Annotated in this window: 5 protein-coding genes; 2 read left to right on the forward strand and 3 right to left on the reverse strand. The window is 66.7% G+C overall.

Features of this window, described 5'->3' with window-relative positions; genetic code table 11:
* Nucleotides 1–14: 14 nt before the first annotated feature.
* Nucleotides 15–5999 (reverse strand): alpha-2-macroglobulin family protein, encoded by a 5985-nt coding sequence (locus tag ATF69_RS13395; protein WP_146871337.1) that lies wholly within the window; start codon nucleotides 5997–5999, stop codon nucleotides 15–17.
* A 222-nt stretch (nucleotides 6000–6221) separates the two neighbouring features.
* On the opposite strand from ATF69_RS13395, the gene ATF69_RS13400 reads away from it, so the two are divergent.
* Nucleotides 6222–8339 (forward strand): catalase, encoded by a 2118-nt coding sequence (locus ATF69_RS13400; protein ID WP_146871276.1) that lies wholly within the window; start codon nucleotides 6222–6224, stop codon nucleotides 8337–8339.
* 42 nt (nucleotides 8340–8381) lie between these two features.
* Nucleotides 8382–8990 carry a hypothetical protein gene (locus ATF69_RS13405; RefSeq protein ID WP_056061194.1) on the forward strand — a complete coding sequence of 203 codons (609 nt, stop codon included), beginning with the start codon at nucleotides 8382–8384 and terminating at the stop codon, nucleotides 8988–8990.
* A 126-nt stretch (nucleotides 8991–9116) separates the two neighbouring features.
* Here ATF69_RS13405 and ATF69_RS13410 read toward each other — a convergent pair whose 3' ends face one another.
* On the reverse strand, nucleotides 9117–10571 hold the full coding sequence (locus ATF69_RS13410) for a diguanylate cyclase domain-containing protein (RefSeq protein ID WP_146871277.1): 1455 nt from the start codon (nucleotides 10569–10571) through the stop codon (nucleotides 9117–9119).
* Nucleotides 10572–10806: 235 nt separating this feature from the next.
* Nucleotides 10807–11796, reverse strand: coding sequence for a Bug family tripartite tricarboxylate transporter substrate binding protein (locus ATF69_RS13415; protein WP_146871278.1), 990 nt, complete (start codon nucleotides 11794–11796; stop codon nucleotides 10807–10809).
* Nucleotides 11797–11966 lie beyond the last annotated feature (170 nt).

Below are 11966 nucleotides of genomic sequence, written 5' to 3' on the forward strand. Positions count from 1 at the left end.
TGGGGCGTCGCAGCTTATTTGGCCACCTGCACCTTTACCCGTGCGTTGGGCGACTCGCCAAACATCTCGGGCGCATACATGGCCTCGACCCGGCTCGGTGGCAGCGCAAAGTCGCCCGCGTTGTTCAGGCGCACGGTGTACTCCATCTTGACGATGCCCTTGGGCAGGTACTCGTAGTAGCTGCGGAAGGACTCAAAACTGCGCTCCTCGAACGCGGGCCAGCCGGCGCCGCTCTTCTTTTCGCCCTGCGTGGCGATCTCGGAATCGCGGCCCAGGCCGCTGCCCAGGATGGTGGCGCCACCCGGGATGGGGTCGGTGATGGCCACCCAGGTCATGTCGGCCGTGGCGTTGACCTCCAGCGTCACCCGCAGCACGTCGCCCCGCGTGTACTGGCCGGCGGGCAGCGACTTGTTGGCCTGCTCCACCGGGGTGATGGTCTTCTTGATCGCATAGCCCGCCGCGAACGGGGCCTTGAGATCAATGGCCGCCACCGACTGCAGCGTGAGCCAGGGCTTGCCCGGGCCCTGGTGCGTGACGGCCAGCTGCTCCTTGCCGCCCGCCTTGCCCGCAGCACTTGCCCAAGGCAGGAACATGCCGTTGTTCTTGAGGTTGCCGGGCGATGCGGGTGCACCAAACCAGGTGATCTGGTTGGGAGCGCCGGTGGCGTCCGACGCCTTCACGCGATCAACCTTGCTCCAGTCCACGCTGGCGGTGTTGCCACCCATGCTGGCCTTGGTGGTGCCCGACACGGGTGTGGCCTCGAACTTGGCGCTGAATTTTTCCAGCGCCAGGCCGCCCCACAGGTTGGCGGTGGTGGTGTGCCAGGCGCCTGCCTGCTGGCGGCTGATAAAACCGTTGGCCAGGCGGCCCATGTCGTCCTTCCAGGCCGGGTCGTCCATCACGGCCAGCATCAGGCGGGCAGTGTTCACGTCGCCGTTCTGCATCAGCCACCACCAGTAGTCGTCCTGCTCGTTGCTGAAGATGAGCTTGGTGCCCTGGAACGACAGGCGGCCGCGCAGGATCTGCATCGCCTCGGCCAGGCGCTTGTCGCGCTCGGGCACATCGGCCACGCGCTTCAAGACATTGACCCAGTCGATCACCGTGTGGGTGGGCCACTGGTTGGGCGCGATGGTGATGCTGCTTACCATGCGGCCCTGGGCCTTGCCGTAGCGCGACAGCGCTTCGAGCGCAGCCACCTTGCGCATGTCCAGGTCCTTGCGCGGGCTCCAGAAGTTGCGCTGGATGCGGCCTTCCACAAACGCGATCAGGCCACGCTCCATGGGCGCGCGGGCCTCGTCGGGCAGTGCAAACGCGGGGTTGATGCTGGCGGCCTCGTGCGTGGCGGCCAGCACATAGGCCGTCAGGGTGTCGCTGCCCCGGTTGGCGTCGCCGTCGCGCGGCGGGAAGTAATTGGCCAAGCCATCGCTGTCGAGGTAGGTGGGCAACTGCGCCACCACGGTCTGCCACAGCGCGCCATCACGCAGGCCCACGGCCTTGCTGGTCTTTTGCTCCAGGCAGGCAAACGGGTAGCGCGCCCACCAGTCGCGCACGCCGGGCAGGCCTTCGGCCAGCTTGGGCTGCAGCGACATCTTGAGGCCGCCCCGGCCGGGCAATGCGTCGGCAGGTGGGTTCACATCGAGGTTGTAGCTACCGTCCACCTGCACCAGCGTGGCCTGCTGCACCGTGAGCGGCACCGCCTGCACGATGCGCTGGCGGGCCTTGAGGGCGTCGCGGGCACCACTGACCTGGTCCTTGGCTTCGATCTCCCACAGGATGGCCTCGGCGCGCGTCTGCGCCAGCTGCGCTGGGGCCGTCACGTCCCAGGCCACCTCACGCGCCTCTCCCGCCGGGATGTCGATGGTCTGCGGCTTCAGGTCCAGCAGCGTAGCGCGTGGTGCCACCTCCACCTTCATGGCGGCCTTGGTGGTGTTGCGCAGCGTGATCTGCGCGCGGAACTGGTCGTCCTCACGCACCAGCGGCGGCAGGCCGCTGATGATCTGCAGGTCCTGCGTGGCGCGGATGCTGGTGCTGCCGGTGCCAAACAGCCCAGTGGACGCATCGGCCACCGCCACGATCTTGAAGGTGGTCAGCGCATCGTTGAGCGGCACGGTGACCTTGGCCTGGCCGTTGGCGTCGAGCTTGAGTGCGGGCTCCCACAGCAGCAGGGTGTCCAGCAACTCGCGCGTGGGCGACTTGCCCCCACCACCCCCAGCGGGCACGGCCTTCTTGCCGTAGTGGCGCCGGCCGATGATTTCCATCTGCGCGGTGGATGTCTCCACGCCCCAGCTGCGGCGCTGCAGCATGGCTTCCAGCAGGTTCCAGCTGTTGTTGGGCATCAGCTCCAGCAGCGCCTGGTCCACGGCGGCCAGGGCCACTTCGGCATTGGCGGCGGGCTTGCCGCCGGGCAGCGTGGCGGTGATGGTGACCTGGGCCTTGCCGCGCACGGCGTAGCTCTCCTTGTCAGCCTGCACCTTCACATCGATCTGGTGGGCCTGCGTGCCCACGCGGATTTCGGCCACGCCCAGGCGGTATGCGGGCTTGGACAAGTCCACCAGCGCCGTGGGCGCCTGGTATTCCTTGCCTTCGTACCAGAACGAGGTCCACCACTCGCGCGGCGCCTTGAAGCCCCAGGTGAAGAAGCTGTACCACGGCACTTCGCGCAGGCGGCCCCGCAAGGCCAGCACGCTCACGTACACGTTGGGTCCCCAGTCGGGCTGCACCTTCAGGCTCACCGTGGGGTCCTGGCCGTTGAGCTGCACCACCTGCGTGTCGATGATGCCCTCACGCTCCACGGCCACCAGGGCCGTGGCAAAGCGGAACGGCATGCGCACCTGGAACTTGGCGGTCTCGCCGGGCTGGTAGCTCTTCTTCTCGGCCAGCAGATCGATGCGGTCATGGTCTTCGCCGCCAAACCACAGCTCTCCCTGGCGCGTGACCCACACCGACGAAGCGGCCACGCTGGTGTTGCCGTCCTTGTCCGTGGCCGTGACCACCAGCTCCACCTCGCCCGCCTCGTCGAGCTTGGCCTCGCAGAGCAACAGGCCTCGCGCGTCGCTTTTGCCGCTGCACAGCGTGCCCAGGTCCTTGGTATCGGTCTGGTTGTCGTAGCTGTAGAAGCCACCCACCATGCGCTTGCGCGTGGTGGTGGTGATGCGGGCCAGGGCCTGCACCTGCAGCGCGGTGTCGGCCGCCGGCTTGCCGTTGTGCTGCAGCGCCAGCGCCTGGAAGCGGATCTTCTGGCGCGCAGACACCCAGCCTTCGGTCTTGATGCCCGCCACCACACCGGCGGGCCACAGCATCTGCGTGCTGCGAAGGGTCTGCACCTCGCCATTGGGGTCGGCGTAGGTGGCCTCCAGCAGCAGTTCCTGCGGCTGGCGGGCCTGGGGGACATTGTCGATGGTGACCTTGCCCGCACCGTTCTTGTCGAGGGTGAGCGGCAGCTTGTCGGCAATCACGCGTGCATCCTGACTGGCGGTGGCCTCTTCGTCGTCGCTGTTGGCGCTGCTCTGCTCGCGCTTGCGGGGCGGGTTGAAGCGGAAGGTGTCGTAGTCGCTGAACTCCAGGGACTTGCCACGCACCAGGGCCGACACGCGCACCGGCAGGTTGGCCGCGCCGCCACCGGCCACGTAGTTGATCTGCACGTCGGTGGGCACCGAACGCACGCGCACCAGCGCCTTTTTCTCGACCGGGGCGATGCGGCCTTCCAGCACGGGCAGGCGGAACTCCTCCACGCGGAACGAGCCGGACGCGATGTTGCCGTTCATCGTGCCATTGCCCGCAAACTCGACCTGGTACACGCCCAGCTTGGCTGCTGGCGGAATGGCAAAGGTGCTTTGCGCGCTGAGCCCGCCCGTGGCCGTGCCGCGCCACACCAGGGGTTGGGTGAACTGCTGGCCGCTGCCCAGGTGCGTGATGACAAGGGTGTCGGGACGCGATGCCGACAGGGCAAAACCCTGGCGCGTTTCGGCGCGCAGCAGGTGCTTCATCGACACGGTTTCGCCCGCGCGGAACAGCGTGCGATCGAAGATGGTGTGGACGCGCTCGTCCGGCGAGGGTGCCCGGCTGGTGGGCACATTGAAGCGCCAGGGCTCGATGCCCCGCTGCCAGTCGCTCCAGGTGAAGGCCATGTCCTCCACGCCATCCACCCCCTTGTGGCGCGCGCTCACAAAGTACGACTGGCCGACCTCGTCCTCAGAATTGGAATTGCAGCCGGGCGGTTCGGACGAAAGGCCCTCCACACGGGCAATACCCTGTGCGTCGGTCACGGCCTGCGCCAGTTCGTTGCCTCGGCAGTCCGACACGCGCACCGTGGCGCCCTGCACGGGCTGGCCCTTGTCCAGCGTGGTGACCCAGGCCATGGCGTTTTCGCGGCCCAGCTTGAAATGCACCCCCAGGTTGGTCACCAGCGCCGAGGTGCGCACGTACATCGTGCGGCCTTCGCCATGGCGGTCGTCCAGCAGCGAGGCGCCGAGCTTTTGCGACGCGATCTCCACCACATGGAAGCCGGGTGTGAGCGGAATGCCCACCACCTCGAACGGGCGCGGGTCGTTGCTCGATGGCTTGGGCAGGTCCAGCGTCTTGACGCCGCCCTTGCCTGCCAGCAGCGACAGCATGCGCGACTGCACGTATTCCTTGTCGTCATCCAGCACCTTGGGCAGGGGGCCGGTCACGTCCTGGCGCGCCTGCTTGCGGTTGACCACGTAACTGTCATAGCGCTGCACCTTGCGAAACCAGGCAATGATGTCCGCGTCGGTGCGGGGCTTGAGCGTGCTCACCTTGCCCGCCGGTGCGGTGGCTGTCGCAACACCCGCTTGCAGGCCCTGCACGCGCAGGGCAGCCTCCACGTTGCGCAGCGTCACGGGCAACAGCGCAGGCGGGTTGTCCGACGCGGGGCCTTCGGCAAAACGCTCCACGATGCCAAATGGCGCCGCTGCAAACTTGGCCAGCGGCGGCATGCCGCCAGTGGACACCTTGAGCGGGAAGTTGTCCGCATTGCGCAGCGCGCGGCCCGAGGCGTCCTTGAAATCCTTGGGCAGCTCGATGGTGAAAGCGGTGTTCTCGGCCAGCGGCGCGTTGAACTGCAGGCTGTTGACCAGGGCATCGGCCTGGGCACCTTCTGCGCCGCCATCGATCTGGGGCTTGAGGGTTTCCTTGGCGGACTTGAGGCGAATGGCAGCCGCCAGCTTGCGCGGCACGGGCGCGTTGAACGACAGCATCATCGGCCGGATCGGCAGGCAGGCTGCCTGGGCGTTTTCGCGCTCGCAGCTGAACTCGGCCGAGAACGGCTCACGCACCTTGAAGTCAAAGCGTTTTTCCACCGTGTTGGCGACTCCGCTGGGGGTGGCCACCCCCTTGCCGAACACGATCTGCATGCGCGAGCCCGAGGTGAACCGGCGGTTGCAGGCCAGCGTGGCAAAGGACAGGGGCTCGCGTGCTGCGTCTTTCTCCAGACCCAAGCCCTTGAGGATTTCGGCGCGCTGCGCCCCCTCGATCAAACGCACGGGGATGCGCTCGCCTACGCCCTCAGCCGTGCACCACACGTTGCTCTGCACGCTGGCCGTGGTGGCAGGACCATTGAGGAACAGCACAAAGAACTGCTCTTCGTCGATCTGCTCGTAGGTGCTGGGGCGGAGGTTCTGCACAAATGGCCCGCCGCTATTGAACTGATAGCTCTTGGCGCCCGTCAGTTCTGCGCCAGCGGGCGATTTGAAGCCCGGCTTGACGCCGGCGGTGCAACGCACGCCTGGCGGCAGGTCGCGCTCGAAGTCAAACACCCACTCGCGCTCGCCAGTCCAGCGGCCCGTGCCCTTGGTCACACTGGCGTCGCTGCAGCTCAGGCTCAGGGGTGTGGCCGCCTTGGGGTCCCCAAAATTGACCGCAGCAGCGTCGAACTTGGCCACCACCTGGCGCACGCGCGCCACCTCGCCCTGGGGCGAGAAGCTGGTGATCTGCAGGGCCTGGGCCCCCCAGGCCACCAGAGACAGGCTGGCGGCCAACATCCATTTTTTTGCGTTCACGCTATCCCCTCCGAAGGAACCAGCAAGCGTAACAAAGTGCCATGTCGCCCGGGTGTGTGTTGCAAGCACTTACGTATCGGTCGGGCAAGCAGTCATCACGCGCGCCCGACGACGCGCCGATGGGGCCATGTCCTACCCGCTGGGAACGCTCAGCGCCCAAAGATGGTGGCTTCGTTTTACCCCACGCACCACCCAGGAGCGCCCATGGCACGACCCCCTACCTCGCGCAGCGCGGCCCACAAATCGCCGTCTGCCCTGCCTTCTTCCACCCAGTCCGATAACTTTCGCGGCAACGCGGGCGAGCTGCAGCAACAGGCGGGCGGCAAACACCCGGTGCTGACCACGCAGCAGGGTATTCCGGTTGCCGACAACCAGAACTCGCTGCGCACTGCGCCGCGCGGCCCCACGCTACTCGAAGACTTCATCCTGCGCGAGAAGATCACGCACTTTGACCATGAACGCATTCCCGAGCGCATCGTGCATGCACGGGGCACGGCAGCCCATGGTTTCTTTGAACTCACGCACTCGCTCAAGAAGTACACCACCGCCAAGGTGCTGACCGACATCGGTGTACAGACCCCTGTATTCACCCGCTTTTCGACCGTGGCCGGGGGCGCAGGCTCGGTGGACACGCCGCGCGATGTGCGCGGCTTTGCCGTCAAGTTCTACACGCCAGAAGGCAACTGGGACCTGGTGGGCAACAACATCCCCGTGTTCTTCATCCAGGACACGATGAAGTTCCCGGACCTGGTGCACGCCGTGAAGATGGAGCCCGACCGGGGCTTTCCGCAGGCGGCCAGCGCGCACGACACCTTCTGGGACTTTGTCTCGCTGATGCCCGAAACCCTGCACATGGTGATGTGGGCCATGAGCGACCGCACCATTCCCCGCAGCCTGCGCATGATGGAAGGTTTTGGCGTGCACAGCTTCCGCCTGCTGAACGCGGCGGGCGAGAGCACGTTTGTGAAGTTCCACTGGCGGCCCAAGCTGGGCATCCAGTCCACCGTGTGGGACGAGGCCGTCAAGCTGCAATCGGCCGACAACGACTACCACCGGCGCGACCTGTTCGAAGCCATCGAGGCGGGCGACTTTCCCGAGTGGGAGCTGTCCGTGCAGCTGTTCACTGAGCAGGATGCCGAACGCTTTCCGTTTGACCATCTCGACCCCACCAAACTCATCCCCGAAGAACTGGTACCCCTGCAGCCCATTGGCCGCATGGTGATCAACCGCTGGCCCGACAACTTTTTTGCCGAGACCGAGCAGGTGGCGTTCTGCCCCGCCAACGTGCCGCCCGGCATCGACTTCAGCAACGACCCCCTGCTGCAGGGCCGCCTGTTCTCGTACCTGGACACGCAGCTGTCCCGTCTGGGCGGGCCCAACTTTGCGCAGATCCCCATCAATGCCCCCAAGTGCCCGTTCCACAACATGCAGCGCGACGGCCACATGCAGATGCAGGTGCCCAAGGGCCGCGTCAACTACGAACCCAGCAGCCTGCAGCCTGACACGCCCCGCGCCTCGCTGGCACAAGGCTTTCGCCATTTCGCGCAGGCCGACGATGGCGTGAAGGGCCGCGTGCGGGCCGAGAGTTTTGCCGACCACTACAGCCAGGCGCGCATGTTCTACCGCAGCCAGAGCCCGCTGGAGCAGGCCCACATGGCCTCGGCGCTGGTGTTCGAGCTGTCCAAGGTCGGCACACCCCATGTGCGCGAAGCGGTGGTGGGCCATCTGCTGCATGTGGACGCAGACCTAGCCCAGCGCGTGGCCGACGGCCTGGGGCTGCCGGCACTGCCCCCTGCACCGGCCACCACCGAGCCGGTGCAGGACCTGCCCCTGTCGCCCGCCCTGCGCATCATCGACCGCATGAAGCCCACGCTGCAGGGCCGCTCCATCGGCATTCTGGTGGCCGACGGCTCCAACGGCGGCTCGGTGGCCAACCTGCGCAAGGCGCTGGAGAAAGTCGGCGCCACCGTGAAGATCGTGGCCCCCAAGGTGGGCGGTGCCGTGCTGAAAGACGGCACGCTGCTGCCCGCCGACGGGCAGCTGGCGGGCACACCATCAGTGGTGTTTGACGCCGTGGCCTCCATCCTGTCGCCCGACATGGGCGCACAGCTGGCCAAGGAGGCGGCGGCCGTGGACTGGTTCCGCGACGCGTTCGGCCACCTCAAGGCCATTGCCGCCTGCAAGGGCACCCGGGCCATCCTGCAGGCCGGTGGTATCGAGCCCGATGCAGGCGTGGTGGACCCGGCCGACGCCCAGGGCTTCATCGCCGCTGCCCAGACCCGCCAGTGGGAGCGTGAACCCAAAGTGCGCACCCTGGCCTGAAGCCCCACCTTTTCGTTCACCCCACCACCCCAAGGAGCCCCCATGCCCAAAAGCCACTACGACAGCCACCAACTCGACGACCTCGTCCTGCAGATGATGGAGACCGAACTCGGCGGCGAACAGGTGTACCGCACTGCCCTCACCTGCGCCATCAACCCCGACCTGAAGAAGGAATGGCAAGGTTATCTGGAAGAAACGCTGGCGCACCAGAACGTGGTGCGCGGCATCTGCGATGCGCTGGGCCTGGACCCCGACACGCAGTCGCCCACGCGGGCCGTGGTCAAGCACATTGGCACTTCCTTGGTGCAGGCGATGCAGCTGGCCAAAAAGTCTGGCAGCCCCGACGCCGCACAGCTGGTGGCCTGCGAATGTGTGGTGCACGCGGAGACCAAGGACCACGCCAACTGGGAGCTGCTGGGCCAGGTCGCCAAGGTGGCCACGGGCGATGTGGGCCACACCCTCAAGGTAGCGCACAAGGCCGTGGAAAAAGACGAGGACCACCACCTGTACCACACCAAAGGCTGGTGCCGCGAGCTGGCCATTCAGGCCCTGGGCATGCCCGCCGTGCTGCCCCCGCCCGAGGAGGTCAAGAACGTGGAGACCGCCATTGGCGCATCGCGCGCCGAGCAACAGCGCACGGCCATGCTGTGACCGGGTTGCGGGGCTGCACGACGACAGGCCCCGTGGCAGCAAACGCTCCTAAAAATATAGCTGCAAGCGCTTTATGTACTAGCGCCTGCAGCTATTTTTGCTTGATTTCCATGCAAAACATGCTTCTCAGGCCAAGGGCGGGGTCTCCTGTGGCAACTCTGCAGCGCCGGGGGCTTCGGCCAATGTGGCCAGCCCTTTGCCGCTGCGCTTGCTGGTGTACAGCGCCCGGTCCGCCCGGTCCATGAGCGCGGGCATGGATTCCACAGCAGGGCCCTGGAACAAGGCGACCCCAACGCTTGCGCCGGTCAGCACGTGTTGGCCACTGTCGAGTCCAATGGGTGCCACCAGCGCTGCCAGCACCTTGTGGGCCAGTTCCATGGCGGCCTCCGGGGACGCCACAGCGTTCAGCACCAGTGCAAATTCGTCGCCGCCCAGGCGAGCGGCGGTGTCATTGGCACGAGCCAGCCCGGCCAGACGCTGCGCCACACGCACCAGCACCTGATCGCCACTGCCGTGCCCCAGACTGTCATTGACCGCCTTGAAACCATCCAGGTCCACCAGCAACAACGCGCCAGCGCGGTGGTCACGGTAGGCCGTCAGCACCGCCTGCGACAAGCGGTCTTCAAACAGGCGCCGGTTGGGCAGCCCTGTCAGGCGGTCATGGCTGGCCAGCGCCAGCACCTGCTGGTGGGCGCGCACCAGCCGAGCGCTCAACAGCCCCAGCACCAGCGCGAACGCGTAGGCCAGCATCACCACCAGCGCGGGTGCACGGCCTGCAGCCCCCCACCCGCCCGTGGGGACCGCGCCCAGGATCCAGCTGCCGCCACCCGGCAAGGGCACATCGAGCGTGGCCGGCTCCTCGTCGAACAACTGAGGGCGGCCGATGAACACCGCGCCCTGCGCGCCCATGGCGTCCAGTCCACGTGCCGCCACCTGAAAACCCATCTGGTCCGAGTTCAGGCCCACGTCGGCGAACAGGGTGTCGGCATTGACGGTGAGCGACACGATGCCCCAGTAACGGGGCCCGCCCACAGGTGCGCGCCCCGGCGGATGTGCCAGAAACACCGGCGTGCGGCTGATGATGCCGAGCCCCCCTTGCACCAGCGGAATGGGACCTGCAACGACGGTGCGGCGGGTCTGGATGGCCCGCTCCACCGCACCACGCTGCTGCGGGTTGTCCAGGTACCGCAGGCCAATCGCTCGCTCATTGCCCACGCGCGGGTACACATCGCTGATGACGTTGTCGGGCGCCAGAGCCAGGTTGCGGATATTGCGCTGGTGCTCCAGCAGGCGGCCCACCACGGTGGCAAAGATGTCGGGCGACATGCTGCCTTGTGCGGCAATGAAGGCGGACACCGTTTCGGGCACCGACAGCGTGCTCTGCAATTGCCTGTCCAGGCGGTCGCGGATCTGCAGCAGGTGGCTTTGCGCCTGCGCAGCAATCTCAGCGCGTGCCTTGGTGTGTGAGATATCGATGACCACCCAGGCCAGCGAGGCGGCCAGCATGCTGCTGCACACGCCCACCGCGAGGGGCAGGTACCGGTGATGGATCCAGTTCGAAGGGAGGCGGCTGGTGGGCATGAATGAGGTCCGGGATGGGTGCCGGATGGTGCCATGGTCTGTGCAGACCGGCCAGCACCGACTGCGCAGGGGATGGCCGCTTTGGAGACACCCAGGCCGGTCGGTGAGACAGCCCCTTGTGGCCACAGCCCCACGGAACGTACCGCACGTACCATACGCACAGCAAACACCGCTGGTGATGCGAATGCGGAGGGGGGCTGGGGTCAGGCGGCTTCGCAGCAGCCCTCCCCGTCCTTTATTGCGCTACAAACCCGCTGGTCTTGATGATGCGCGTCCAGGCCTCGGTGTAGGCCTTCTCGCGCGTGGCCAGCTGCTGGGGCGACATGTAGCCCACCGTCAGGCCCATGGCGGTGAGGTGCTCGCGCACATCGGGCTGGGCCACCACCTTGGCCAGCGCGTTCGAGAAGTCGGTGATGAACTTTTGCGGCGTGCCCGTGGGTGCGTAGATGCCGTAGTACGGCAGGTCTTCAAAGCCCTTGAGACCCATCTCGTCGAACGTGGGCACGTCGGGCATGGAGGCCTGGCGCTTGGTGCCCAGCACGCCCACCACGCGCACCTTGCCGGCCTTGTGGTTTTCCATGAAGTCCTGCACCGAGGCCACGCCCGCGCTGATCTGGTTGCCCAGCATGTCAGCCATCATGGGGGCGCTGCCCCGGTACGGCGCCGAGACCAGGTCCAGCTGGTACTTTTGCCCCACCAGCTTGACCAGAAACTCTGGAGTGGAAGCTGGCGCAGGAATGCCCACCGCGCCCTTGCTGCCACCGGCCGTCTTGACCCACTGCACGTATTCGGTGAACGACTTGGCCGGCGTACCGCCCGACACGGCAAACGCATTCACAAACGTGGCAAAACCGCCCACCGCCACAAAGTCGCGCGCGGGTTCGTAGCCGGGGTTCTTCACCACCTGGGGCAGGATGGAGACGGTGTGGTCGTGCGTGAGGAACAGCGTGGTGCCGTCGGGCGCCGAGGCCTTGAGTGCCTGCGCGGCAATCTGGCCGCCCGCGCCGGGGCGGTTTTCGACCACCACGGGCTGGCCCAGCTCATCCTTGAGCTTCTCGGACAGCGTGCGCGCAATGGCGTCCGTACCGCCGCCGGGCGGAAAACCCACAAGCAGGCGGATGGGCTTGGCCTGCTGGGCGGACGCCAGGCCCACGGCCAGCGCGGCGCCCACAAAAGCACCCGTGCGCACAAGGCGGGACAGCAGGCTGCGGCGAGAAGTTGTCATGAAAAAGCTCCAGTTTTTGAGATGCGTTGGTTGGCGACACGCCCTTGAAACGAGCATGATCCCTGCCAGTGGCCGCCGCGTAAGGGCCGCCCCGCCACGCTGGCGGCGTCCCCCTTCCCGCATTGCGCAGCAATGCGAGAGAAGGGGTGAAGGCGCGCAGCGCCACAGGG

Source organism: Acidovorax delafieldii (genome assembly GCF_007993815.1).
Taxonomy (GTDB): Bacteria; Pseudomonadota; Gammaproteobacteria; order Burkholderiales; family Burkholderiaceae_C; genus Acidovorax; species Acidovorax delafieldii.

What these genes read in the sequence shown, in the direction of transcription:
- ATF69_RS13395 (WP_146871337.1), bottom strand. Translation starts at nt 5,999, where the DNA reads ATGTTGGCCGCCAGCCTGTCTCTGGTGGCCTGGGGGGCCCAGGCCCTG.
- ATF69_RS13400 (WP_146871276.1), top strand. Translation starts at nt 6,222, where the DNA reads ATGGCACGACCCCCTACCTCGCGCAGCGCGGCCCACAAATCGCCGTCT.
- ATF69_RS13405 (WP_056061194.1), top strand. Translation starts at nt 8,382, where the DNA reads ATGCCCAAAAGCCACTACGACAGCCACCAACTCGACGACCTCGTCCTG.
- ATF69_RS13410 (WP_146871277.1), bottom strand. Translation starts at nt 10,571, where the DNA reads ATGCCCACCAGCCGCCTCCCTTCGAACTGGATCCATCACCGGTACCTG.
- ATF69_RS13415 (WP_146871278.1), bottom strand. Translation starts at nt 11,796, where the DNA reads ATGACAACTTCTCGCCGCAGCCTGCTGTCCCGCCTTGTGCGCACGGGT.